Raw genomic sequence first — 24,359 nt, forward strand, 5'->3', positions numbered from 1 at the left:
CCCGGACCACCACCCATGGTGGCACTTCGTGCCGGGGAGAGCCAGAGCGCCCCCTGTGGGCAAAGCCTCAGTCCGCCCGGCCACCCCGGCCCGCCCTGCGGATCCGGCAGTTTCAGACCCGGAAGACCCGGTGGACCCGGTCGGCCGCGCGGGTGAAGTCCGCGCGGCCTCCTCGCGCCTGCGGGTAAAGGCTCAGTAAGAAAAGCGGCGCCGGAATCGATACGAGACGGTCTCGTATCGAAAATGTCCTAGGCTCGTCGCCATGACTACTCCTGCCGTCCCCGCGGCTCCGCGCATACCGGAAGCGGTGCACCGGCGTCGATGGGCGATCCTCGGTGTGCTGATGCTGAGCCTGCTGATCGTGGTGCTCGACAACTCGATCCTGAACGTCGCGATCAAGACGATCTCGACGCCCGCCCCGACCGGCCTCGGCGCCACCCAGAGCGAGCTGGAGTGGGCGATCAACTCCTACACGCTCGTCTTCGCGGGACTGCTGTTCTCCGCCGGTCTCCTCGGTGACCGGATCGGCCGCAAGAAGGTCCTGCTCGGCGGTCTCGCCGTCTTCGGCATCGGCTCCGCGCTCGCCGCGGAATCCGGCTCGCCCGCCCAGCTCATCGCCTTCCGTGCGCTGATGGCCCTCGGCGCCGCCTTCGTGATGCCCGCGACCCTCGCCGTCCTGATGAACGTCTTCGAGCGCGAGGAGCAGCCCAAGGCGATCGGCATCTGGGCGGGCGGCGTCGGACTCGCCATCGCCATCGGCCCCATCACCGGCGGTCTGCTCCTCGACCACTTCTGGTGGGGCTCCGTCTTCCTCATCAACGTGCCGATCGTGCTGCTCGCGTTCGGACTGATGCTGTGGCTGGTGCCCGAGTCCCGCGACCCGAACCCCGGCCGCATCGACCTCGTGGGCGTCGTCCTGTCGGTCATCGGACTGGTCCTGCTGGTCTACGGCATCATCAAGGGCGGCGAACTGGCCGACTTCACGGCCCCGACCGTGCTGGCGCCCATCGCGGGCGGCCTGGTCGTCCTCGTCGCGTTCGTGCTGTTCGAGAAGCGCAGCGACCATCCGTCCGTCGACATGAACTACTTCAAGAACAAGGTGTTCTCGGCCGCGATCGCCGTCATCGCGCTGGTCTTCTTCGCGCTGATGGGCGTCACCTTCTTCTCGGTCTTCTACACCCAGAGCGTGCGCGGGTACTCGCCGCTCCAGACCGGTCTGCTGATGCTGCCGCTGGCCGCCGCGCAGCTGATCTTCGCGCCCCGGGCCCGGCTGGTCGTCGACCGCATAGGGATCAGGGCCACGACCACGGCGGCGATGGCCGTCCTCGCGGCGACGCTCGCCGCGTTCGCCACGCTCGACGCGGACACCCCGATCTGGCTGCTCGAGGTCGTGTTCTTCTTCATGGGCGCCGGGATGGCCCACATCATGACCCCGACGAGCGTCGTCATCATGCAGGCCCTGCCCCGGGAGAAGGCCGGTTCCGCATCGGCGCTGAGCAACACCTTCCGTCAGCTCGGTGGCGCGCTCGGCATCGCCGTCCTCGGCTCCGTGCTGTCCACGTCCTACCGCGACGGCATCGAGGGTCACCTCGGCACGCTGCCGGTGGGCCTGCGCGACACGGCGGGCGAGTCCATCGAGGCGACGCTCGGGGTCGCCGCGAAACTCGGTGAGCGGGGCAAGGTGCTGGTCGCACCCGCCAACGACGCCTTCCTGCACGCCATGCACGTCACCGCCCTGTGCGGGGCCGTCGTGGCGGTCGCGGGCGCCGTCGTGGTGGCCGTCTTCCTGCCGGGCCGGCCGAAGCCCGTGCAGGAGGACGCGGCGGAGGAGGAGTTGGCGCGGGCGAAGCCGTGACGGCCCCGGGCGGGCGGGGGGCGGCACTGCCCCCCCCCGCCCGCCCGGGCCGCCGGCGGACGCCGTCGGACGACAATGTCCCCAGCGCGACGAAAGGACCGAGCAACGTGAGCCTCGCCGACAGGGGGACCACCGAAGGGCGGGCCGCCGACCGCGGAACCGCCGGCCGGGTGCCTGCGGGCAGGGGGGCCGCCGGTACCGGGACCGCCGTGGAGCAGCCCCTCCGGGGACGGCCGCGCAGCGAGGCCGTGGAACGGGCCATCATCGAGGGCACCATGAAGCTGCTGGAGGAGGGCGTCCCGCTCGCCGAGATCTCCATCGAGCGCATCGCCCGTACCGCCGGCGTCGGCAAGGCCGCCATCTACCGTCGCTGGAGCGGCAAGGAAGCACTCTTCGTCGACGTGCTGCGCGCCGCCGAACCCCAGGATCCCGAACTCCCGGGCACCTCCATGCGCGACGACCTGATCGTGCTCCTGGAGGCACTGCGGCGAAGGGGCCTCGCCAACCGGTCCTCGGCGATCCTGCACAACGTGCACGCCCAGATGAAGAGCAGCCCGAAGATCTGGGCGGCGTACCACAACACGGCGATAGAACCCCGGCGCCGGATGGGCGTCGAGGTCCTGCGCCGGGGGCAGCAGAACGGCGAACTGCGGGCCGACCTGGACGTGGAACTGGTGAACGACATCTTCGTCGGCCCCATGCTCGTCCGCGCGGTACTGCGCCCCGACACCGACCTCCCGGAGGAACTCCCGGAGCGCATCGTCGACACGCTGCTGGCCGGGCTACGGCCCGTCAGTTCCCCCACCGGGTAGCCCGAATGTGCGCGTTTCGTCACAGACCGGGTCACCCGCCCCAGGTCCGGAACCCCTGAGACCGCCCCGGTCGTCCTCGTGCCCGTACGGCCGTCACGGGACGGCGAGATCAAAGCCGATCATCCCCTAGGTTGGTACCCGGGGGACGGACGGTGTGCAAGGCAGGCAGTGAGGCGACGGTATGGCGCAGCAGGCGTACATGACGGAGACGGACGGCAACGGAGGCTCGGGTCACGAGCCTCGGGGAGTCCGGCTTCGACGCCTGATCGGCACTCTGTTCGGCCGCGTCCTCGCGGGCTGGCGCGGCGATCCGCGCATCTGGCGGCGCGGCCTGGTGCTCACCGGCTTCGCCCTGGCGTTCTCCCTGGTGATGCTGGTGCACTCGCGCATCCCCAACCGCTACGGCAACCTCGGCAGTCTCACCGAGACCTTCCTGCCCTGGATCGGCGTGTTCGTGCCGGTGCTGCTGGTGCTGGCGCTGGTGCGCAGGTCGGCGACCGCGCTGATCGCCGTCGTCCTCCCGGCCGTGGTCTGGACGAACCTCTTCGGCGGGCTGCTCAGTGACAAGACGGGCAGCGGCGGCGACCTGACCGTCGTCACCCACAACGTCAACGCCGACAACCCGGACCCCGCCGGCACCGCCCGTGACGTGGCCGCGTCCGAGGCCGACGTGCTGGCGCTGGAGGAGCTGACGGCCGCGGCGGTGCCGGTGTACGAGAAGGCGCTGGCGGCGACGTACAAGTACCACTCGGTGCAGGGCACGGTCGGCCTGTGGAGCAGGTACCCGCTCAGCGGTGTGAAGCCCGTGGACATCAAGCTGGGATGGACCCGCGCGATGCGGGCGGCGGTCGCGACGCCCGAGGGCGAGGTCGCCGTCTACGTCGCCCATCTCCCCTCGGTGCGGGTGAAGCTCCAGGCCGGTTTCACCGCCCGGCAGCGCGACAAGAGCGCGGACGCCCTCGGTGAGGCGATCGCCGACGAGAAGCTGACACGGGTGGTCCTGCTCGGGGATCTCAACGGCACCATGAACGACCGCTCGCTCAACGCCGTCACCTCCCAGATGCGCTCCACGCAGGGCGCGGCGGGCAGCGGCTTCGGCTTCAGCTGGCCCGCGTCGTTCCCGATGGCCCGGATCGACCAGATCATGGTGAGGGATGTGGAGCCGGTCACCTCGTGGACGCTGCCGCAGACGGGCAGCGACCATCTGCCGGTGGCGGCGCGTGTGAAGGTCACCACACCTTAACCAGGGGGTCACCCGCTGGAATAGCGGGCCGAGGAGACTTTGTTCCGTACTTGAACATACGAACCGTATGATGAACGGAACCCACTCTCCCTGAAAGGCAAGTTCTCCATGCCCCTGGCCCTGCTCGCCCTGGCCGTGGGTGCCTTCGGAATCGGCACCACGGAGTTCGTGATGATGGGCCTGCTGCCCGACGTCGCGGACGACCTGCATGTCTCGATCCCGACAGCCGGACACCTGGTCTCGGCGTACGCGCTCGGCGTCGTCATCGGCGCGCCCCTGCTGGCCGCGGTGACGGCACGGATGTCCCGCCGGACCGTCCTGATCTCCCTGATGGGCCTGTTCGTCGCGGGCAACGCCCTGTCGGCCTTCGCGCCCGGCTACGACTCCCTGCTGGCCGCCCGCTTCGTCAGCGGTCTCCCGCACGGCGCCTTCTTCGGTGTGGGCGCGGTGGTGGCCACCAACATGGTCGCCCCGGAGCGCAAGGCCCGCTCGGTGTCGCTGATGTTCCTCGGGCTGACCGTCGCCAACATCGCGGGCGTCCCCGTCGCCACCCTCGTGGGCCAGCACCTCGGCTGGCGGGCGACCTTCCTCGGCGTCAGCGTCATCGGCCTCGCGGCGATAGCCTCCCTGGCCCTGCTGATCCCGCGCGACCACGATCAGGCGCCCGCCGTCGGACTGCGGCGTGAACTGGCCGCCCTGCGCTCGCTGCCGGTCTGGCTGGCGCTCGGCACCACGGTGGCCGGCTTCGGCGCCCTGTTCTCCGCGTACAGCTACATCACCCCCATGCTCACGGACTCCGCCGGCTACGCCGACTCCAGCGTGACGCTGCTGCTCGCCCTGTTCGGCGTCGGCGCGACCATCGGCAACCTGGTCGGCGGCCGCCTCGCCGACCACGCGATGCGCCCGACCCTGTTCGCCGGTCTGACGTCACTGGCCGTGGTCCTGGCCCTGTTCCCGCTGCTGATGACGACGGCGTGGGGCGGAGCGCTGGCCGTGGTCCTGCTGGGAGTGGCGGCGTTCGTGACGGGTTCGCCGCTGAACCTGATGGTGATGGAGAAGGCGGCCGGGGGCCCCTCCCTCGCCTCCTCCGCCAACCAGGCGGCCTTCAACATGGCCAATGCCGGCGGCGCCTGGATCGGCGGCCTGGCCCTCGCGGCCGGGTTCGGCGCCACCTCGCCCGCGCTGGCGGGTGCGGTCCTGGCGGCCCTGGGTCTGATCGTCGCGGGCATCGCCTACGCCCTCGACCGCCGCCGGGCCCCGCAGCCGGCCTCCCGCGACCGTATCGTCGCGACCCATGTGCCGCGGGCCGCCGCCGAGGCGGGCGCCCGTCACTGACGTGGTCCTGTCGGCGGACGCCGACGCGACCCCTCCGCCGGGAGCTGCGCTCCCACGGCGGGGGCGTCGTCCTTCTGAGCGGAGGACGGCGGGCGTGCCACTGGCCGACGATTGGCTCTCGACCCGGAACGGCCCTGCCTGAAGACTGGCGATTCGCCGCCGTGTCCGAGGAGTTGCGATGCAGGTAGCCGTGGTCACCTTCGACGGGTTCAACGAACTCGACAGCTTCGTCGCGTCAGCGCTGATCAACCGGTGCCGCAAGGACGGCCTGGAGGCGTTCGTCACGACGCCGACACCGGTGGTCACGTCGATGAACGGCGTGGAGGTCACCGGGCAGCGACCGATGGAGTTCGCGGCCGAAGCCGACGTCGTGCTGATCGGCAGCGGGGTCAGGACGCGGGACGTGGTCGCCGACGACCGGCTGATCTCCAGGCTGCCGCTCGACCCCGCGCGCCAGCTGATCGGCGCCCAGTGCTCCGGTGCGCTGGTACTCGCCCGGCTCGGCCTGCTGGACGGCATGCCCGTCTGCACGGACCTGAAGACCCGCCCCTTCGTCGAGGCCGCCGGTTTCACCGTGCTGGACGCGCCGTTCCACGCCGAGGGCGACATCGCCACGGCGGGCGGCTGTCTCGCCTCGCAGTACCTCGCCACGTGGGTGATCACCCGGACGCTCGGGGAGGACGCGGCGCGCGGCGTGCTCGACTACGTGGCGCCGGTCGGCGAGAACCAGGAAACCGTCGAGCGCGCCCTGCGTGCCGTCCACGCGGGCGAGACCGCTTCCCGCGCCGGCGTCCGACGCTGACGGGCCGCCGGCCTCCCGCGCCGACCTCCGGCGCTGGCGTCCCGCGCCGACCTCCGGCGCTGGCGTCCCGCGCCGACCTCCGGCGCTGGCGTCCCGCGCCGACCTCCGGCGCTGGCGTCCCGCGCCGACCTCCGGCGCTGGCGTCCCGCGCCGACCTCCGGCGCTGGCGTCCCGCGCCGACCTCCGGCGCTGGCGTCCCGCGCCGACCTCCGGCGCTGGCGTCCCGCGCCGACCTCCGGCGCTGACGTCCCGCGCCGACCTCCGGCGCTGACGTCCCGCGCCGGTGTCCGGCGTCCGGGTCCCGCGTCGGCGCCCGGCGATCAGACGCCGACGTCCGACGCGGTCGGCCTCGCCGGGCGGGCCGGTCCGGCTCCCTTGCCGAAAGGGCTGACCGGGCCGCGGTCAGGTAACTGTAAAGAACCTTGACAGTTAACTGGTCTAGTCCAAACATGGTCACTGCTCACCCCGCGGTGCAGCCCTTCCGCTGTCCCCGCATGCCCTTTTCCCCATGGGAGCGTCAGTGAGACGACCTGGTCACCTTCGCGCACTGCTGTCCTGTCTGAGCGTCGGCGCTCTGTCCACCGGGCTCCTCGCGCTCGGGGGAGGAAGCGCGCTCGCCGCGCCGCACCCGATCCCGGCCGCCCCCGGCAAGCCGATGCCGAACCATGTGGTGGCCCCCTACTTCGAGGCGTGGACCGGTGAGAGCCCGGCCGCCCTGGCCGCCGCCTCCGGCAACAAGTACCTCACCCTGGCCTTCCTCCAGACCGCCGCCGCGGGCTCGTGCACCGCGTACTGGAACGGCGCGGCCGACCAGCCGGTCTCCAAGGCGGCCTTCGGCCGCGACATCGCCGCGATGCAGGCACGCGGCGGCAACGTCGTCCCGTCCTTCGGCGGCTGGTCCGCGGACACCACCGGGACCGAACTGGCGGACAGCTGCACCAGCGTCGACGCCATCGCCAAGGTGTACGAGAGCCTCGTCACGACCTACGGCGTCACCCGGATCGACCTCGACGTCGAGGGCGACTCCATCGACAACGCGGCCGGGATCGACCGCCGCAACAAGGCCATGGCCCAGGTCCAGCGCTGGGCCGGACGCACCGGCCGCGAGGTGCAGTTCTCCTACACCCTGCCGACCTCCACCACCGGCCTCGAGGCCAATGGCCTGGCCCTGCTGAAGAACGCCGTCGCCAACGGCGCGCGCGTGGACGTCGTCAACCTCATGACCTTCGACTACTACGACGGCGCAGGCCACGACATGGCGGCTGACACCGGGACGGCCGCGCAGGGGCTGCACGACCAACTGGCCGCGCTCCACCCGAAGACGAGTTCCGCGAAGCTGTGGAGCATGATCGGCGTCATCGAGATGCCCGGCATCGACGACTACGGCCCCGAGGAGACCTTCACCACGAAGGACGCGGTCACGGTGGAGAAGTGGGCCGAGACCAAGAAGATCAACACGCTCTCCTTCTGGGCGCTCCAGCGCGACAACGGCGGCTGCCCCGGCACCGGCGGCTCCGACTCGTGCTCGGGCATCACCCAGGACACCTGGGCCTTCAGCCACGCCTTCGCACCGTTCGCGCGACGAGGCCGGCAGTAGGCACACCGCGGACACCGGGGCCCGGTCGCACCACGCGACCGGGCCCGACGGCGCCATGGGGGCCAGGGGCTGTCAGACCGACTCGCGCCAGGCGTTCGTGATGGGCAGGCGGCGGTCCTTGCCGAAGCCCTTCGCCGAGATCTTCGTGCCCGGCGGGTACTGACGGCGCTTGTACTCGGCGGTGTCCACCATGCGCAGCGTCTTGACGACGAGCTCACGGTCGTAGCCCGCCGCGACGATCGCGTCCGCGCCCTGGTCCCGGTCCACGTACAGCTCGAGGATCGCGTCCAGGACCGGATAATCCGGGAGCGAGTCGGTGTCCACCTGGCCGGGGCGCAGTTCCGCGCTCGGCGGCTTGGTGATCGAGTTCTCGGGGATCGGCGGGGTCTGGCCGCGCTCCGCCGCCGCGCGGTTGCGCCACTCCGCGAGCCGGAAGATCCACGTCTTGTAGACGTCCTTGATGGGTCCGTACGCGCCCACCGAGTCGCCGTACAGCGTCGAGTAACCGACCGCCAGCTCCGACTTGTTGCCCGGGGCGAGGACGATGTGGCCCTCCTGGTTGGAGAGGGCCATCAGCAGGGTTCCGCGCAGCCGGGACTGGAGGTTCTCCTCCGCCAGACCCGTCAGACCCAGCGAGCTCATGTACGCGTCGAACATCGGCTCGATCGGCACCGTGCGGAGGTTCAGGCCCGTCCGGCGCGCCAGTTCCGCCGCGTCGCCCTTGGAGTGCTCGGAGGAGTACTTCGACGGCATCGAGACGCCGTACACGTTCTCCGCGCCCAGCGCGTCGCACGCGATCGCCGCGACGAGCGCCGAGTCGATACCGCCCGACAGCCCGATCAGCACCGACCGGAAGCCGTTCTTCGCCACGTACGCGCGCAGGCCCACGACCAGCGCCGAGTAGACCTCCTCGGCGTCGTCCAGGCGCTCCGCGTAGCCGCCGCTCAGCTCGGGCTCGTAGGCCGGGAGCGGCTCCTCGGACAGCACCACCCGGTCGATGCGCAGACCGTCGTCCACGACCCCCGTCGGCGCGTCGGCCGAGGCGGCGGGCAGGTCGAGGTCCAGGACCATGCACCCTTCCGAGAACTGCGGCGCCCGCGCCACGACCTCGCCGTCGCGGTCGACGACGATCGAGTCGCCGTCGAAGACCAGCTCGTCCTGCCCGCCGATCATCGCGAGGTAGGCGGTGGTGCAGCCGGCCTCCTGGGCCCGCTTGCGGACCAGCTCCAGCCGGGTGTCGTCCTTGTCGCGCTCGTAGGGGGAGGCGTTGACGGAGAGCAGCAGCCCGGCCCCGGCGGAGCGGGCCGCGGGCACCCGGCCGCCGTCCTGCCAGAGGTCCTCGCAGATGGCGAGGGCCACGTCGACGCCGTGCACCCGCAGCACCGGCATGGTGTCGCCCGGCACGAAGTAGCGGAACTCGTCGAAGACGCCGTAGTTGGGCAGGTGGTGCTTGGCGAAGGAGAGGACCACCTCGCCGCCGTACAGCACGGCCGCCGCGTTGCGCGGCGAGCCCGCGGGGCGGCCGAACTTCGGCCGGCCGCCCTCGGACCGGTCGAGGTAGCCGACGACCACCGGCAGTTCACCGTGGCCCTCGTCGGCGAGGCGGACGGCGAGCTCGCGCAGGGCCGTGCGGGAGGCCTCCACGAAGGAGGAGCGCAGGGCGAGGTCCTCGACGGGATACCCGGTCAGCGCCATCTCCGGGAACGCCACGAGATGCGCTCCCTGCTCGGCGGAGTGCCGGGTCCAGCGGAGGATCGTTTCGGTGTTGCCGACGAGGTCGCCGACGCGCGAGTCGATCTGGTTCAGAGCGAGACGAAGTTGAGGCACGTCCACCAGTGTAATCGTCAAAACGACGCGATGGGGGGCGTGGGGTGTCGGACACCCCACGCCCCCCACGCCCCTCCGCGTACGACATGCCCACGACGCGCGGACGAGCCGCGCGGGACAGGCGTACGACGGGCTCAGCGCCGGCGGTACGACTCCACGTAGCCGTTCGTGGGCGAGCCCACCCCGGTGACGTCGTCGTAGCCCTTCACGGCGGACAGCGAGCTGTCCTTGCCGAGGCTGCGGACGGAGGTCAGCAGCCCGGCCGTCGCGTCGTAGCTGTTGGCGAAGTCGACGCGCGCGACCGCGAGCCCGGACCCGGTCGGGTTGTCCGTGACGTCGTGGTAGACCCGCGAGCCGTACTTGGAGTAGATCGACGGGTTGGCGAAGCCGATCGCGCCGCCGCCGCGCGCCTCCTGGGCCAGCGCCTGCACGGCCGCGATGACCGGCGCGGCCAGCGAGGTCCCGCCGATGCGGTACTCGCTGTACTGCTCGGTCCCGTCCGGGAAGGTCTGGGTCTGGCCCACCCGGAAGCCGGTGTTGGGGTCGGCGATCGCCGAGATGTCCGGCACCACGCGGTTGCCCGCGGCGTTGTTGGCCGTGGCGAGCGCCTTCGGGACGACGCTCTTCTGGTAGTACGGCTCGGCCACGGTCTTGCTGGTGCCGCCGCCCGCACCCGAGGTGTAGGCGCCCGGGAAGCCGGTCCAGCTCTTGCCGTCGGCGGACAGCGCGGCCTTCTCCGTGCCCCAGCCGGTCTCCCACAGGTACGTGTCGCCCTTGCCGACCGCCAGCGAGGTGCCGCCGACCGCCGTCACCCACGCCGAGTTGGCCGGGGTGTCGACCTGCTTCGTACCGGTGTTCGCGACCTCGTCGCCGTTGTCGCCGGAGGAGAAGTAGAAGCCGATGCCCTCGACCGCGCCGAACTGGAAGACCTGGTCGTAGGCGGCCGCGAGGTCCGGCGTCTGGTTGGCCTCGATGTCGCCCCAGGAGTTGGAGACGATGTCGGCCAGGTGGTTGTCGACGACCTTGCTGAGCGAGTCGAGGAGGTCGTCGTCGTAGCAGGACGCGGCGCCCACATACGTGACGTCCGCCGCCGGCGCGACCGCGTGCACGGCCTCGACGTCGAGGGTCTCCTCGCCGTACCAGCCGGCCGCCCCGCACTCCTCGGTCCTGGTGTAGTCCGAGGGCAGCACCTGGGTCAGCTGGCCCGTCTTCCAGAACTTGTCGCCGTGCGCCTTCGCGTAGGTGGCCGCGTCGAGGGCGATCGTCGGCGAGGCGTACGCGTCGGTGATGGCGACGCGGACATGCTTGCCGGTGTACCTGCCGGCCCCGTACGCGGCACGCAGCTGCTTGCCGGTGTACCCCTGCACGGCGTACGGGATCTTCTTGCCGTAGGCCGACGGGAGGGTGCTCGCGGTGTTGGAGCCGTAGTACGTGGAGAACGGCCCGGAGTTCTTGAACACCGCGTCCGGCGGCGGAAGCTGGTCCTTGGACGCGGCCTTGTGCGGCGCGTTGTCCAGGCCGGTGACGGTCAGGACGGCGCCGTCCAGGCCCGCCGGAGCCGAGGCGGCCTTCGACGGAGCGCGGTAAGTACGGCTGCCCTTGGCATAGTTGTGCAGCTGGGTGCCGAACGCCTTCTCGACGGCGGCGACGTCACCGCTGACGGACACGTAGTGCCGGGTCGTGCCTGTCACCTTCAGACCGGCCGCCGTCAGCCACGACTTGACCGCGGCCACCTGGGCCTTGGTCGCGCCGAAGCGGGCGTCGGCCTGCTGGGCGGAGAGGTACTTGCCGTAGGCGGGCGAGGCGGGGTCGGACACGGCCTTCGCGTACGCGGCGAGGCCGGCGGCGTCCCGCCCGGCGAGATAGACCCGGGCGGAGACCTGGGCGCTGTCCGCGGTCGAGCCCTTGTCCGCCTTGGGCGTGGCCCACGCGGGCTTGGTCCCGGCCAGCGTGTCACGGGCCGGCCCGTCCGCGGCGTGCGCGGCGGGTATGCCGAGCGCCAGCGCGCCGGCGATCATGGGCAGTGTCGCTGCCATGCTCGCTCCGGCGCGCAGCGCGGCGCGGTTGGATCTCATAGGACCCCCTGTATGTGGTTCGACGCGAGTAGATCACTCGACGTGCGGGCCACTCTTGCGACGAACGCTTCATGCCAGGGGAATGCGAAAACCAAGAAGCGCCCAAGTGACCGCTTGCTGGGCGGATTTGACGGAAACGTCCGTGAAATCGAGGGAAAACCCTATGGGTTGCTCCGGCGGGTGCGCCACGGGGCGCGCCGGAGCCCGCGCCGTCGGCGTTACGGCTTGGCGCCCCGTGCCTTCAGCATGTCCGTCATCAGGTCGATCTCCGACTGCTGGGCCTCGACCATGCCCTGCGCGAGCCGCTTCTCCACCCCGACCGTGCACTTGGCGACGCACCCCTCGGCCATGTGGATGCCGCCCTTGTGGTGGTCCGTCATCAGCTGGAGGTAGAGGACCTCGGCCTGCTTGCCGTTGAGGGTGCCGAGCTTCTTCAGCTCGGTGTCGGTGGCCATGCCGGGCATGAGCGCGCCGTCCTCGCCGTCGCTCATCGCACCCATGCCCATCCAGGACATGGGCGCGTCGGACGACACCTTCGGCAGCCCCCAGAGGTCCAGCCAGCCGAGCAGCATGCCGCGCTGGTTGGCCTGCGTCTGCGCGATGTCGTAGGCGAGCCGCCGGACGTCCTCGTCGGTCGTCCGGTCCCGCACGATGTACGACATCTCGACGGCCTGCTGGTGATGCACCGCCATGTCCCGGGCGAATCCCGCGTCGGCGGAGCCGGCGGTGGGCGGCGCGTCGCCCGCTCCGCCGTCCTCGGCGACGGAGTACGTGATGGCTCCGGCGGCGACGAGCACTCCCGCCACGGCGACCGCCACTCCCGCGTACCTCACTTCGGCAGACCGCCCGAGCAGGCCGCGCCCGGCTCGGGCGTCTGCTCGCCCTGCACGAACTTCTCGAAGAACTTGTCCAGGTTCGGGTCGCTCGCGCTCGTCACCGTGCGCTGGTGCGCCCACGCGGTGAGCACGATCGGGTCGGCCTGGTCGTCGTCCGGGCTCATGAGCGTGTACGGCGTCTTCTTGACCCTGGCGGCGAGGGCGGCGACGTCCGCCTTGCTCGCCTTGCTGTTGTACGTCACCCAGACCGCGCCGTGCTCGAGCGAGTGCACGGCGTTCATGTTGTTCAGCTTCCTGGTGTAGACGTCGCCGTTGCAGTTCATCCAGACCTGGTTGTGGTCCCCGCCGACGGGAGGCTCGGTCGGGTACTTCACGGTCTTGCTCACATGGGTGCGCCCGAGCGTCCCCTTCCACGTCTTGACCCCGTCCGAACCGGTGACGAAGTGCCCCGAGGTCGCCTTGCCGTCGGCGGTGGTGTCCTTGTCGTCGTCCGACTGTGACTTCACGACGAACACGCCACCGGCGACCAGCGCGACCACGGCGACGACGGTGCCGCCGATCACGAGCACCCGGTTGCGCCGCTCACGGGCCTGATCGGCCCGCCGCATCTCCTCTATGCGCGCTTTGCGCGCCGGACTGCTGGTCTTGTCGGCGGAACCCATGAGGCCTGTCCTTCTGGGGAAAAGGGGCGGGACGATCGGGGCGTGCGAGTCCGCTGATCGTAATGGGGGAGGCGCGCAAAGTCGTAGACGGGTCACGGCCAAGAGGCGGCTGAGGACGGCCGAGAGCGTACGAGGGGCACGGCGGGAGTGGGCGGAGCCGCCGGGCGGGCGTCGTGGGTGGCCGCCGTGCCCGGACCCCGTGCCCGGTCGCCGTGCCCGGACGGCGTGCCCGGACCCCGTGCCCGGTCGCCGTGCCCGGTCGCCGTGCCCGGACCCCGTGCACGGACGCCGTGCCCGGACGGCGTGCACGGTCGGGGTGTCCACGGCAGGGAGGATGTCAAGGCAGGGAAGTCCGAGATCGGGAGTCCATGATCGGCAGACGATAATTTGTAGCGGAGATGCGCATTATCTACGCTTCCTTCCATGCGGCTGTTGCGATCCACCGACCTGGCACTACGCGTCCTCATGCGTCTCGCGGTGGCGGGCGACACCCCCGAGGCCACCCCCACCACCCGCGCCGTGGCGGCCGCGATGGAGGTCCCCTACACCCATGCGGCGAAGGTCGTGGCCGAGCTTCAGCACCTGGGTCTGCTGGAGGCGCGCCGGGGCAGGGGCGGCGGCCTGGCCCTCACCGACCGGGGCCGCACGGCCTCCGTCGGCTCGGTCGTCCGCGCCTTCGAGGGTGACGGCGACGTCGTCGACTGCGAGGGCGCCACTCCGTGCCCGCTCAGGTCGGCCTGCCGTCTGCGCGGCGCCCTGCGCCGGGCCCAGGAGGCGTTCTTCGCCTCCCTCGACCCGATCACGGTCGCGGACATCGTGGCGGAACCGACGGGGCCGTTGCTGCTGGGCATCCCCGGGTTCGCCTGACCCGGCCGCCGTGCGAGGACCGCCGACGCGCAACGGCCGGCCGCGGGGCGCCGGGAGCCGCCTTCACGTTTCCCCCATGCAATGCGGTTGAAGGCGCATCGCCGGGCCGGATTGGATGGCCCGATGGAACGCATCGAAGCAGAGCTGTTCACCGCCGGCGGCAACAACGCCGTAGTCCGCCTGCCCGGCCGGCGGTTCCCCGGAGTGCTGGTGCAGGGCGACTCCCTGCACATCCTGCGCACCGACGTGGCCGAGCTGGTGGAGGCCTGCGAGCGCGGTGACCTGGGCGACGCCCGCGACGCCGCCGGGCTCCTCCTGGCCGGCCTCGACACCCTGCTGGAGCGCTACGCGACCGCGCTCGACGAGCACGAGATCCCCCGGCCGTACTGAGCCGGGCGGCCCGCGACGGCCCGTGTACCGCGCTCGTGCGGCCCCCGCGCCCACGCGCCCCCTCCGGGCGCCCCCTCCGCGCCCGGAGGGGGCGGGCCGCCGCGCCGGCTCAGGCGCGCGCCAGCCACAGGTCGGGGCCGAACACCTCGTAGTGCACGTCCGCGGGGGCGACGCCCTTCTCGATCAGCTGCGCCCGGACCGCCCGCATGAACGGCAGTGGCCCGCACAGGTACGCGCGCGTACCCGGCGCGACGGACACGTCCGTGAGGTCGGCGAGGCCCGTCCGGGCGTGGGCCGGGGCCTCCCGTTCGTACCAGAGGTGCACGGAGGCGTCCGGCAGCTTCGCCGCGTACGCCTCGTGGTCGGTGCGCAGGGCGTGGTCCGCGGGGGAGCGGTCGGCGTGGACGACCGTCACCGGCGCGTCGTGGCCGGTGGCTGCGAGATGGGCCAGCATCGAGACGATCGGGGTGACGCCGATTCCCGCGGAGGCGAGCAGCAGGGGGGTGCCTCCCGCCTCGTCGAGGACCAGGTCGCCGTACGGCTCGGAGAGCTCGAGCACGCTGCCCGCCTCCACGTGCGCGTGGAGGTGGTTGGAGACCTCGCCCTCAGGGGTCGCCGGGCCGCCGGTCACGCGCTTGACGCTGATCCGGCGTTCGTCCGACCCCGGTGCGCCGCAGAGGCTGTACTGCCGGATCTGGCGGGCGCCGTCGGGGAGCCGCGTGCGGACGGAGACGTACTGGCCCGCGCGGAAGTCCCGCACCGGGGCGCCGTCGCGCGGACGCAGGGAGAACGTGACGACGTCCGCGGTCTCCGGGACGCGTTCCACGATCTCCCACTCACGCCAGGTCCCGGGGGTCTCCCCGCTCTCCTCGTACAGGCGGCGCTCGATGGCGATCAGGGCGTTCGCCATCAGCCAGTAGACCTCGTCCCAGGCCGCGGCGACCTCGGGCGTGACCGCCTCGCCGAGGACGTCGGCGATGGCGGCGAAGAGGTGCTCGTGGACCACCGCGTACTGCTCGGGTGCGATGCCGAGCGAGGCGTGCTTGTGCGCGATCCGGGTGAGCATCGCGTCGGGGCGGTCCTGCGGAAGGCCAGGCGCCTGCGGACGCTCGGGCGTGTGCTCGACGAGCCGCGTGGCGAAGGCGGCGATGGACCCGGCCAGGGCCTGGCGCTGGGTGCCCGCCGCCTGGTTGCCGCGGTTGAACACATCGCGCAGGAGGTCCGGATGCGCCGCGAAGAGGCCGGCGTAGAAGCGCTCGGTGATCTCGCCGATGGCCGCGCCGACGGCGGGGAGCGTGGCGCGGACGGTGGCTGCGGACTGCTCGGACAGCATCGGGGCTCCTCAAAGCTGACTCGGTGTTCTGCTGCCCGGCAACCTAGTTAAAGTCGCATCTGAGATGCAAATTAAGTGAGCCGAGTGAGACGGGGGAGGTCGGGCATTACGGATGTCGGCCCGAGCAGGCAAGATGGGCGACAGAGCAGTGCATCTGCCGGACGTGAGGTAATACATCTGCCGGACGGAAGGCGTTCAGGCCCCGGTCGCCGAGACGATCATGGTCGGCAACGCGCACGAAATGGTGTTGTGGTGTGATGCTCGGGTGCCCGACCGCCTCTGCCCGGGACGGGGTACAGGCGGCCTGACCAGCAAGGATGGGGAAGCGGAAGATGGACAAGCAGCAGGAGTTCGTGCTCCGGACGTTGGAGGAGCGCGACATCCGGTTCGTACGGCTGTGGTTCACGGACGTGCTGGGCTTCCTCAAGTCCGTCGCCGTGGCCCCGGCCGAGCTCGAACAGGCCTTCGACGAAGGCATCGGTTTCGACGGCTCCGCCATCGAGGGCTTCGCCCGGGTCTACGAGTCGGACATGATCGCGAAGCCGGACCCGTCCACCTTCCAGGTCCTTCCCTGGCGCGCGGAGGCCCCCGGTACCGCACGCATGTTCTGCGACATCCTCATGCCGGACGGTTCCCCGTCCTTCGCCGACCCCAGGTACGTGCTGAAGCGCGCCCTCGCGCGCGCCTCCGACCTGGGCTTCACCTTCTACACCCACCCCGAGATCGAGTTCTTCCTGCTGAAGAACAAGCCGACCGACGGCTCCCGCCCCACCCCGGCCGACAACTCCGGCTACTTCGACCACACCCCGCAGAACGTGGGCATGGACTTCCGCCGCCAGGCGATCACCATGCTCGAGTCGATGGGCATCTCGGTCGAGTTCTCCCACCACGAGGGAGCCCCCGGCCAGCAGGAGATCGACCTGCGCTACGCCGACGCCCTCTCCACGGCCGACAACATCATGACGTTCCGCCTGGTCATGAAGCAGGTCGCACTGGAGCAGGGAGTCCAGGCGACCTTCATGCCGAAGCCGTTCTCCGAGCACCCGGGCAGCGGCATGCACACCCACCTCTCGCTCTTCGAGGGCGACCGCAACGCCTTCTACGAGTCGGGTGCGGAGTACCAGCTCTCCAAGGTCGGCCGGTCCTTCATCGCGGGACTGCTGAAGCACGCGGCCGAGATCGCCGCCGTCACCAACCAGTGGGTCAACTCCTACAAGCGCATCTGGGGCGGCTCCGAGCGCACGGCCGGTGCGGGCGGCGAGGCCCCCTCGTACATCTGCTGGGGCCACAACAACCGCTCCGCGCTGGTGCGCGTGCCGATGTACAAGCCCGGCAAGACGGGTTCCGCCCGCATCGAGGTCCGCTCCCTCGACTCCGGCACCAACCCGTACCTGTCGTACGCCATGCTGCTCGCCGCCGGCCTCAAGGGCGTCGAGGAGGGCTACGAGCTTCCGCCGGGCGCCGAGGACGACGTCTGGGCGCTGTCCGACGCCGAACGCCGCGCCATGGGCATCGAGCCGCTCCCGCAGAACCTCGGCGAGGCGCTGGGCCTGATGGAGCGCAGCGACCTCGTCGCCGAGACCCTCGGCGAGCACGTCTTCGACTTCTTCCTGCGCAACAAGAAGGCGGAGTGGGAGGAGTACCGCTCCGAGGTCACCGCGTTCGAGCTGCGGAAGAACCTGCCGGTGCTGTAAGCGCAGCTCAGGGCGGGTTTCCCGCTGGGACGGCACGTGGGGCCGACGGTCGTGGACCGTCGGCCCCTCGGTGTCCCGCCCGGTCGCCGGCCGTCCGTGCCGGCCGGGTTCGGGCCGTCCTTGAGCCGGCGGCTTCCGGACGACCCCCGTGGTCCCGCGCCGCGGCCGGAGTCCTACCGGGCCTTCAGCTGTGCCAGCACCTGGTGCAGCGGCTCCGTCTCCCGGCGGCGGTACTCCTGGATCGCCCAGCCGTTGCCGTCGGGGTCCTTGAAATACATGAAGGTCGCTCCGTCCTGGGGCGAGAACCGCTGGGGTTCGGTGACGTCCAGGCCACGGCCCGTCAGTTCCTCGTACGCCGCCTTCGCGTCCGTCACACAGAGCTGCATGCCGTGGTACGTGCCCGGCTGCGGTGTCCCCGTGGGGACCTGGAGGCCGTCCACCAGGGCGATCGAACATCCCGAGCCGGGCGGGGTGAGCTGGACGATGCGTACGCCCTCCATGACCTCGCCGTCGAGGTCGACGTGGAAGCCGACCTTGTCGCGGTAGAACTCCTTGGCCCGGTCCACGTCGGACACCGGCAGCAGGATCACCTCTAGGGTCATGTCCATGGCTTGACTCCCTTGTCACGGCCGTCGCTGTTCGGAGAACCCGAGTCTCACAGAACCTCCGGCCCCGCAGCGTCCGAAGTTCCACAGAAGCGGAAACCGGTCCGGGGCGCCACCGAAGGGTGCGGGTTACGCTCAGGTGCGTACGACCTTGATCCGAGGGAGGGCCGGGGATGATGGCGCCGGGGCGCAGGAGCAGCACCTTCACACGGCTGCTGCGGCACGGCTTCACCGACCCCTCCGCCGCCGAGCGGTTGCTGGACGGGCCCGAGCTGTCCCCCGTGCGCAACGACCCCTTCCTGCTGGAGGCACTCGGCGGCACCGCCGATCCCGATCTCGCCCTGCACGGACTCGTCCGGCTGCTGGAGGCGCAGCCCGGGCTCACCGCCCGCCGGGAGCTGCTCGACACGCTGATAGCGGCCAAGCCGCTGCGCGACCGGCTGCTGGGGGTGCTGGGGGCGTCCGCCGCCCTCGCCGACCACCTCGCCCGGCATCCGCGGGACTGGGAGGTGCTGGTCACCTACGAGCCGCGGGACCTCCACCCCGGGGTGGAGGAGTTCGTACGGGAGCTGGCCGGGGCCACCGACCCCGTGTCGCTGCGCGTCGCCTACCGGCGGTGCCTGCTGTCCATCGCGGCGCGGGACGTGTGCGGGACGACCGATCTCGCCGAGACCGCCGCCGAGCTGGCCGATCTCGCCACCGCCACGCTGCGGGCGGCCCTGGGTCTCGCCCGGGCCGCCGCGCCCGACGACGCCGCGCTGTGCCGGCTCGCCGTCATCGCCATGGGCAAATGCGGCGGACACGAACTGAACTACGTCTCCGACGTCGACGTGATCTTCGTGGGCGAGGCAGCCGACGGGGCCGACGAGGGCAAGGCGCTGCGGGCCGCCACGAAGCTGGCCTCGCACCTGATGCGGATCTGTTCCGAGACCACCGTGGAAGGGTCCATCTGGCCCGTCGACGCCAATCTGCGGCCCGAGGGGCGCAACGGGCCGCTGGTGCGGACGCTGTCCAGTCACCTCGCCTACTACCAGCGGTGGGCCAAGACCTGGGAGTTCCAGGCGCTGTTGAAGGCGCGGCCGGTGGCCGGCGATCTGACGCTCGGCGCCGAGTACGTCGCCGCGGTCGCGCCCATGGTCTGGCAGGCCGCAGAGCGGGAGAACTTCGTCGCCGACGTGCAGAAGATGCGGCGACGGGTCGTCGAGAACATCCCGGTCGCCGAGGTGGAGCGGGAACTGAAGCTCGGGCCGGGCGGGTTGCGGGACGTCGAGTTCGCCGTACAGCTGTTGCAGCTGGTGCACGGGCGGGCCGACGCGTCGTTGCGCAGCGGCACCACGCTCGACGCCCTCCAGGCGCTCGCCGCGGGCGGCTACGTCGGACGCGCCGACGCCGAGCAACTGGACGCCGCCTACCGGTTCCTGCGGTCCATGGAGCACCGGATCCAGCTCTACCGGCTGCGGCGCACCCATCTCGTGCCCGAGGCCGAGGACGACCTGCGGCGACTGGGCCGCTCCCTCGGACTGCGCACCGACCCGGTCGTGGAGCTGGGCCAGGAATGGAAGCGGCACGCCGCCGTGGTGCGCAGGCTGCACGAGAAGCTGTTCTACCGGCCGCTGCTCGACGCCGTCGCCCAACTCGCGCCCGGTGAGACCCGGTTGAGCCCGAAGGCGGCCCGGGAACGGCTGGTCGCACTGGGCTACGCCGATCCCGCGTCCGCACTGCGCCACCTGGAGGCACTGGCCTCCGGCGTCTCGCGCAAGGCGGCCATCCAGCGCACCCTGCTGCCCGTGCTGCTGGGCTGGTTCGCGGACTCCGCCGACCCGGACGCGGGTCTGCTCAACTTCCGCAAGGTGTCGGACGCGCTCGGCAAGACGCCCTGGTACCTGCGGCTGCTGCGGGACGAGGGCGCCGCGGCGGAGAACCTCGCGCGCGTGCTGTCCGCCGGGCGGCTCGCCCCCGACCTGCTGATGCGGGCCCCGGAGGCGGTGGCGCTGCTCGGCGACGGGGACGGCGGGGGCCTCGAGCCGCGCGGGCGGGCGCACCTGGAGCAGGAGATACTCGCCGCGGTGCGCCGGGCCGACGGGGTGGTGCAGGCCGTCACCGCGGCCCGCGGGGTCCGCCGGCGTGAGCTGTTCCGGACGTCCGCTGCGGACATCGTCGCCTCCTACGGGACGGAGGCGCAGCCCGTCGAGGCCGACCAGGGCGCCCTCGTGGACCTGGTGGGCGCGGCCGTGTCCGACCTGACGGCCGCCACGCTGGCCGGTACGCTCCGCGCGGTCGTGCGGGACGGCTGGGGCGACTCGCTCCCCACCCGTTTCGCCGTCATCGGCATGGGCCGCTTCGGCGGTCATGAACTCGGCTACGGATCCGACGCCGACGTCCTGTTCGTGCACGAGCCGCGGGACGGCGTCGACGAGCGCGAGGCGGCGCAGGCCGCGAACAAGGTCGTCTCCGAGATGCGCCGCCTCCTCCAGATCCCCAGTGCCGATCCGCCGCTGCTCATCGACGCCGACCTGCGTCCGGAGGGCAAGTCGGGCCCTCTCGTACGTACCTTGAAGTCGTACGAGGCCTACTACCGCCGCTGGTCGCTCGGTTGGGAGTCGCAGGCTCTGCTGCGGGCCCAGGTCGTGGCCGGGGACGAGGAGTTGGGGCGGCGGTTCATCGAGCTGATCGACCCCCTGCGGTATCCGGCGCACGGGCTGGGCGAGGAGGCCGTGCGGGAGATCCGGCGGCTGAAGGCACGTATGGAGTCGGAGCGGCTGCCCCGGGGCGCCGATCCGAAGCTGCACACCAAACTCGGCCCGGGCGGGCTGTCCGACGTCGAGTGGACGGTGCAGCTGGTCCAGATGCGGCACGGCGCGACGGATCCGGGGCTGCGGACCACACGCACCCGTGAGGCCCTCGCCGCCGCGCGTGAGGCCGGACTCGTCCCGGAGGAGGACGCGGCGATCCTGGACGAGGCGTGGGTGCTGGCGACCCGGGTGCGCAACGCGGTGATGCTGGTGCGCGGGCGCGCCGGGGACACCTTCCCGTCCGACGCGCGGGAACTGGTCGCCGTGGGGCGGTACTTGGGGTACGGGACCGGGCTGGTGGGCGACATGCTCGACGACTACCGGCGTACCGCGCGCCGGGCCCGGAGCGTGGTGGACGAGCTGTTCTACGGCGGCTAGACGGGCAGCGGGAAGACGGGCAGGCAGGCCGGCCGGCGCGGGTCAGCGGGCAGACGTGCACCGGTCAGGGGGCAGGCCGGCACGGGTCGGCGGGCAGACGGGTACAGGTGAGCGGGTGGCCGGTGGGCCGTCCGGTGAAAGCCGTGCGGGAGTCGGCCGGAGCGCGGGCGGGCAGCGGGCGGGAGGTACCGGGGGCGAGGTGTGCGAGGGCTAGGCGACGCGCTGCGTCGGGCCGTCGGCAGGCGTTCCCGCCGATCCTCGCGCGCGTGACGACGCCCTGCTCCTGCGGGTCAGTCCCACACCCAGCAGGACCACCGCCATGCCGGCGAGCACGCGCGCGCCGATGTGCTCGTCCAGTACCACCGCGCCCAGCGCGACCGACACGACCGGGAGCAGATAGCCGACCGTCGCCGCCGCCGTGGGGCCCTCGTCCGCTATCAGGCGGTAGTTGAGGTAGAAGGTCAGGCCCGTGCCGAGGACGCCCAGCGCGGTGACGGCGAGCAGGGCCGTGACGTCCGGGTGGAGGGGGCCGGCCGCCGGGAGGGCCAGGGTGCTCCAGGCCGTGGCGGTCAGCAGCTGGGCCGCCGACATGGCCATGGGCGAGTCCGAGGCCGTCAGGTGGCGGGCCATGTAGGCGAAGGCCACGGCGTAGCTCGCCGCGGCGGCCAGCAGGTACAGGGCGGGCCGGCCGAGGAGGCCCTCGTGCTGCCAGGGGGCGAAGATCACCACGGTGCCGGCGAAGCCCAGGACGAGGCCGGTCAGCCGTACCGGGTGCAGCCCGCGGTCCGTGCCCAGGCCGACGCCGATGAGGAGGGACCAGAGCGGGGTCGTGGCGTTGAGGACGCCCGCGATGCCCGAGTCGACGTGCCGCTCCCCGAGGGCGAAGAGCGCGAAGGGCAGCGCGTTGCAGAACAGGGCGGCCACGGCGAGGTGGCGCCAGGTGGTCCGGGACCTGGGGAGGCGCTGGCCCGCCCGGCGGGCCAGGAGCAGCAGGACGGCCGTGCCCAGGGCGCACCGGGCGATGGTGATCTGGGCGGGGGTCAGCCCATGGGTCAGGGCCATTTTGATCCAGAGGAAGCCGGAGCCCCAGAAGAGGGCGAGCGCGGCCATGCGGAGTGTGGAGGCGAGGGGCATGCTCCCTACCGTCGCCCGCACCACCTGTGAGGACAAGTGAAATGTTCTGGATGGTTCGTTAAGCTGGACTGCATGATCGATGTGCGGCGAATGCAGGTGTTGCGGGCGGTCGTGGGCAGCGGCTCGGTGACGGGGGCCGCGGCCGTGCTGGGGTACACGCCGTCCGCCATCAGTCAGCAGATCGCCGCGCTGGAGAAGGAGGCGGGAGCCGCCCTTCTGGAGCGGGTCGGCCGGGGCGTGCGGCCCACGGCCGCCGGACTGCTGCTCACCGAGTACGCGGACGCCATCGGGCGGCAGGTCGCCGAGGCCGAGACGGCGCTCGCCGACCTGCTCGCCGGGCGGACGGGGCGGCTCGCGGTGCGGTACTTCGCCACCGCCGGGGCCGGGCTGGTGGCGCCGGCCGTGGCGCGGCTGCGCGCGGCACATCCCGGCGTCCGGATCGATCTGAAGCTGACGGTGGACTCCGTCGACCCGGTGGCGGAGGTGCGGGAGGGGCGCGCCGACCTGGCGTTGCTGGTGTGGGGCGAGGGGCGGCAGCAGAGCGGCGTACGGCTGACGCATCTGCTCGACGATCCCTACCTCGCCGTCCTGCCGCGCGGTCACCGGCTGGCCGGACGGCGGAGCGTGCGGCTGGCGGAGCTGGCCGAGGAGGGGTTCGTGGGGAGCGAGTGGCCGGGCCCCTGTCTCGACGCCCAGCTCGACGCGTGCGCGGCGGCCGGGTTCCGGCCCCGGTTCGCGGTGCAGAGCGAGGACTACGTGACCGCTCAGGGGTTCGTGGCCGCCGGGCTGGGCGTGAGTCTGGTGCCCCGGCTCGGGCTGGGGAGCCGGCATCCCGGGGTCGTCGTACGGGAGGTGCGCGATCCCGTGCCGCTGCGGACCATCCAGGCGGTGGTCAGGGAGACGGCGCCGACTCAGCCGGCGCTGGACGCGTTCATCGACGCGCTCAAGGGCGCCGCAGAAGAGAAGTGACATCCTGTGCCCCGCCGGACCTGGCGGAGCCTGTCCCGCGGCGCCGAGCGGTTGTCCGCGGGCCGCGAGTGCAGGGCTCGCTGAGCGTGTGAGGCCCTGCGGCGCCGGGCGTCGGGCGAGGACATCGAACGTCGAGCCGTGGTGCCCGACGTCGTGCCGTGACGCCCGGCGTCGAGCCGTTGGGCCGCGCTTCCTGTTCCGGCGGAGGTCATACCCTGGTGGGGAGCGGAGGGCTGTTCCGGCCTCTCGCCGGCACCCGCCTGGGCAGGGCGTACGGCAGGGCTCCGTACCAGATGCGGGCCACCGTGAAGCCGAAGGCCAGGCAGAGGATGCCGCCCACCGCGTCCAGCCAGAAGTGGTTGGCCGTCGCGACGATGACCACCAGGGTCGCCGCCGGGTAGAGCAGGCCGAGGATGCGGACCCAGGGCAGCTTGGCCAGCGCGAAGACCGTCAGGCCGCACCACACGGACCAGCCGATGTGCATGGACGGCATCGCCGCGTACTGGTTGGACATGTGTTTGAGGTCGCCGGACGCCATCGAGCCCCACGTCTGGTGGACCATCACCGTGTCGACGAAGTCGCCGCCCGGCATCAGCCGCGGGGGCGCCAGGGGATACAGGTAGTAACCGACGAGGGCCACCGCCGTGGTGGCGAATAGCACCAGGCGCGCCGCCGCGTACCGGCCGGGGTGACTGCGGTAGAGCCAGACCAGGACGGTGAGCGTGACGACGAAGTGCAGGGTCGCGTAGTAGTAGTTCATGCCCACGATGAGCCAGGTCACCGAGTTCACCGCGTGGTTGACGGACTCCTCCATGGCGAGGCCGAGGCCGTGCTCCACGCGCCAGATCCAGTCCGTGTTGCGCAGCGCCTCGGAACGCTGTTCCGGAACCGCGTTGCGCACGAGCGAGTAGATCCAGTAACTCACCGCGATGAGGAGGATCTCGAACCGGAGGCGGGGGCGACGGGGGGTGCGCAGCCGGTCGAGGCGGCGCTGTCGGGGTGCGGCCGTGACGGGGTTCGGAAGGGCCTGGTCACGGCCTTCCAATGGCGTCACAGTCGATTCACCCATGGACATAAAGTCTGCCAGAAAAGACCTCTTCGACCGATCATCCCCCGGCCGGGTCCGGCCCGCACTTCCTACGGCGGGTGGACC

The 24,359-nt window shown here is 71.7% G+C and carries 19 protein-coding genes; 11 read left to right on the plus strand and 8 right to left on the minus strand.

The window, feature by feature from the left end; all coding sequences use genetic code 11:
- The first annotated feature begins 262 nt into the window (after positions 1-262).
- From OHS71_RS29250 to OHS71_RS29275, 6 genes are all read left to right on the plus strand, one after another.
- Positions 263-1,855, plus strand: coding sequence for a DHA2 family efflux MFS transporter permease subunit (locus tag OHS71_RS29250; protein WP_328482310.1), 1,593 nt, complete (start codon positions 263-265; stop codon positions 1,853-1,855).
- A gap of 170 nt (positions 1,856-2,025) precedes the next feature.
- Positions 2,026-2,667 carry a TetR/AcrR family transcriptional regulator gene (locus OHS71_RS29255; RefSeq protein WP_443047177.1) on the plus strand — a complete coding sequence of 214 codons (642 nt, stop codon included), beginning with the start codon at positions 2,026-2,028 and terminating at the stop codon, positions 2,665-2,667.
- A gap of 181 nt (positions 2,668-2,848) precedes the next feature.
- Positions 2,849-3,910, plus strand: a complete 1,062-nt coding sequence (locus tag OHS71_RS29260; RefSeq protein WP_328482311.1) for an endonuclease/exonuclease/phosphatase family protein — start codon at positions 2,849-2,851, stop codon at positions 3,908-3,910.
- A 108-nt stretch (positions 3,911-4,018) separates the two neighbouring features.
- On the plus strand, positions 4,019-5,245 hold the full coding sequence (locus OHS71_RS29265) for an MFS transporter (protein ID WP_328482312.1): 1,227 nt from the start codon (positions 4,019-4,021) through the stop codon (positions 5,243-5,245).
- A 178-nt stretch (positions 5,246-5,423) separates the two neighbouring features.
- Entirely contained in the window at positions 5,424-6,047 is a 624-nt protein-coding gene (locus OHS71_RS29270) for a DJ-1/PfpI family protein (RefSeq protein WP_328482313.1), read from the plus strand.
- Positions 6,048-6,567: 520 nt separating this feature from the next.
- Entirely contained in the window at positions 6,568-7,644 is a 1,077-nt protein-coding gene (locus OHS71_RS29275; RefSeq protein ID WP_328482314.1) for a chitinase, read from the plus strand.
- Positions 7,645-7,716: 72 nt separating this feature from the next.
- Here OHS71_RS29275 and OHS71_RS29280 read toward each other — a convergent pair whose 3' ends face one another.
- From OHS71_RS29280 to OHS71_RS29295, 4 genes are all read right to left on the minus strand, one after another.
- On the minus strand, positions 7,717-9,471 hold the full coding sequence (locus tag OHS71_RS29280) for an NAD+ synthase (protein ID WP_328482315.1): 1,755 nt from the start codon (positions 9,469-9,471) through the stop codon (positions 7,717-7,719).
- A gap of 134 nt (positions 9,472-9,605) precedes the next feature.
- A complete protein-coding gene (locus OHS71_RS29285; RefSeq protein ID WP_328482316.1) occupies positions 9,606-11,546 on the minus strand; it encodes a S53 family peptidase in 1,941 nt (646 codons plus the stop codon).
- A 218-nt stretch (positions 11,547-11,764) separates the two neighbouring features.
- Positions 11,765-12,364 carry a DUF305 domain-containing protein gene (locus tag OHS71_RS29290; RefSeq protein WP_328482317.1) on the minus strand — a complete coding sequence of 200 codons (600 nt, stop codon included), beginning with the start codon at positions 12,362-12,364 and terminating at the stop codon, positions 11,765-11,767.
- A gap of 11 nt (positions 12,365-12,375) precedes the next feature.
- Positions 12,376-13,044, minus strand: a complete 669-nt coding sequence (locus OHS71_RS29295) for a DUF3105 domain-containing protein (protein ID WP_328482318.1) — start codon at positions 13,042-13,044, stop codon at positions 12,376-12,378.
- 423 nt (positions 13,045-13,467) lie between these two features.
- On the opposite strand from OHS71_RS29295, the gene OHS71_RS29300 reads away from it, so the two are divergent.
- Positions 13,468-13,911, plus strand: coding sequence for an RrF2 family transcriptional regulator (locus OHS71_RS29300; RefSeq protein ID WP_328482319.1), 444 nt, complete (start codon positions 13,468-13,470; stop codon positions 13,909-13,911).
- A 123-nt stretch (positions 13,912-14,034) separates the two neighbouring features.
- Positions 14,035-14,301, plus strand: coding sequence for a DUF6959 family protein (locus OHS71_RS29305; protein WP_328482320.1), 267 nt, complete (start codon positions 14,035-14,037; stop codon positions 14,299-14,301).
- 109 nt (positions 14,302-14,410) lie between these two features.
- On the opposite strand, the gene OHS71_RS29310 is transcribed toward OHS71_RS29305, so the two are convergent.
- A complete protein-coding gene (locus OHS71_RS29310; protein WP_328482321.1) occupies positions 14,411-15,634 on the minus strand; it encodes a globin domain-containing protein in 1,224 nt (407 codons plus the stop codon).
- A 332-nt stretch (positions 15,635-15,966) separates the two neighbouring features.
- Here OHS71_RS29310 and OHS71_RS29315 point away from each other — a divergent pair, with 332 nt between their 5' ends.
- A complete protein-coding gene (locus tag OHS71_RS29315; protein ID WP_328482322.1) occupies positions 15,967-17,328 on the plus strand; it encodes a glutamine synthetase family protein in 1,362 nt (453 codons plus the stop codon).
- Positions 17,329-17,501: 173 nt separating this feature from the next.
- Here the strand turns inward: OHS71_RS29315 and OHS71_RS29320 are convergent, their stop codons facing one another.
- Positions 17,502-17,936: a VOC family protein gene (locus OHS71_RS29320; protein ID WP_328482323.1), complete on the minus strand. Its 435-nt coding sequence runs from the start codon at positions 17,934-17,936 to the stop codon at positions 17,502-17,504.
- A 170-nt stretch (positions 17,937-18,106) separates the two neighbouring features.
- Here OHS71_RS29320 and OHS71_RS29325 point away from each other — a divergent pair, with 170 nt between their 5' ends.
- On the plus strand, positions 18,107-21,103 hold the full coding sequence (locus tag OHS71_RS29325; RefSeq protein ID WP_328482324.1) for a bifunctional [glutamine synthetase] adenylyltransferase/[glutamine synthetase]-adenylyl-L-tyrosine phosphorylase: 2,997 nt from the start codon (positions 18,107-18,109) through the stop codon (positions 21,101-21,103).
- 210 nt (positions 21,104-21,313) lie between these two features.
- On the opposite strand, the gene OHS71_RS29330 is transcribed toward OHS71_RS29325, so the two are convergent.
- The gene (locus OHS71_RS29330; protein WP_328482325.1) at positions 21,314-22,237 is read right to left on the minus strand and encodes a DMT family transporter; all 924 of its coding nucleotides are present in this window, start codon (positions 22,235-22,237) and stop codon (positions 21,314-21,316) included.
- A 72-nt stretch (positions 22,238-22,309) separates the two neighbouring features.
- On the opposite strand from OHS71_RS29330, the gene OHS71_RS29335 reads away from it, so the two are divergent.
- Positions 22,310-23,206, plus strand: coding sequence for a LysR family transcriptional regulator (locus OHS71_RS29335; RefSeq protein WP_328482326.1), 897 nt, complete (start codon positions 22,310-22,312; stop codon positions 23,204-23,206).
- 208 nt (positions 23,207-23,414) lie between these two features.
- Here the strand turns inward: OHS71_RS29335 and OHS71_RS29340 are convergent, their stop codons facing one another.
- Positions 23,415-24,275: a phosphatase PAP2 family protein gene (locus OHS71_RS29340; protein ID WP_328482327.1), complete on the minus strand. Its 861-nt coding sequence runs from the start codon at positions 24,273-24,275 to the stop codon at positions 23,415-23,417.
- Between the last annotated feature and the right edge of the window lie 84 nt (positions 24,276-24,359).

The organism is Streptomyces sp. NBC_00377, from assembly GCF_036075115.1.
Taxonomy (GTDB): Bacteria; Actinomycetota; Actinomycetes; order Streptomycetales; family Streptomycetaceae; genus Streptomyces.

Coding starts and splice junctions, on each gene's coding strand:
- OHS71_RS29325 (WP_328482324.1), top strand. CDS start 18,107: ATGATGGCGCCGGGGCGCAGGAGCAGCACCTTCACACGGCTGCTGCGG.
- OHS71_RS29335 (WP_328482326.1), top strand. CDS start 22,310: ATGATCGATGTGCGGCGAATGCAGGTGTTGCGGGCGGTCGTGGGCAGC.
- OHS71_RS29270 (WP_328482313.1), top strand. CDS start 5,424: ATGCAGGTAGCCGTGGTCACCTTCGACGGGTTCAACGAACTCGACAGC.
- OHS71_RS29330 (WP_328482325.1), bottom strand. CDS start 22,237: ATGCCCCTCGCCTCCACACTCCGCATGGCCGCGCTCGCCCTCTTCTGG.
- OHS71_RS29265 (WP_328482312.1), top strand. CDS start 4,019: ATGCCCCTGGCCCTGCTCGCCCTGGCCGTGGGTGCCTTCGGAATCGGC.
- OHS71_RS29340 (WP_328482327.1), bottom strand. CDS start 24,275: ATGGGTGAATCGACTGTGACGCCATTGGAAGGCCGTGACCAGGCCCTT.
- OHS71_RS29320 (WP_328482323.1), bottom strand. CDS start 17,936: ATGGACATGACCCTAGAGGTGATCCTGCTGCCGGTGTCCGACGTGGAC.
- OHS71_RS29285 (WP_328482316.1), bottom strand. CDS start 11,546: ATGAGATCCAACCGCGCCGCGCTGCGCGCCGGAGCGAGCATGGCAGCG.
- OHS71_RS29310 (WP_328482321.1), bottom strand. CDS start 15,634: ATGCTGTCCGAGCAGTCCGCAGCCACCGTCCGCGCCACGCTCCCCGCC.
- OHS71_RS29295 (WP_328482318.1), bottom strand. CDS start 13,044: ATGGGTTCCGCCGACAAGACCAGCAGTCCGGCGCGCAAAGCGCGCATA.
- OHS71_RS29260 (WP_328482311.1), top strand. CDS start 2,849: ATGGCGCAGCAGGCGTACATGACGGAGACGGACGGCAACGGAGGCTCG.
- OHS71_RS29315 (WP_328482322.1), top strand. CDS start 15,967: ATGGACAAGCAGCAGGAGTTCGTGCTCCGGACGTTGGAGGAGCGCGAC.
- OHS71_RS29250 (WP_328482310.1), top strand. CDS start 263: ATGACTACTCCTGCCGTCCCCGCGGCTCCGCGCATACCGGAAGCGGTG.
- OHS71_RS29305 (WP_328482320.1), top strand. CDS start 14,035: ATGGAACGCATCGAAGCAGAGCTGTTCACCGCCGGCGGCAACAACGCC.
- OHS71_RS29300 (WP_328482319.1), top strand. CDS start 13,468: ATGCGGCTGTTGCGATCCACCGACCTGGCACTACGCGTCCTCATGCGT.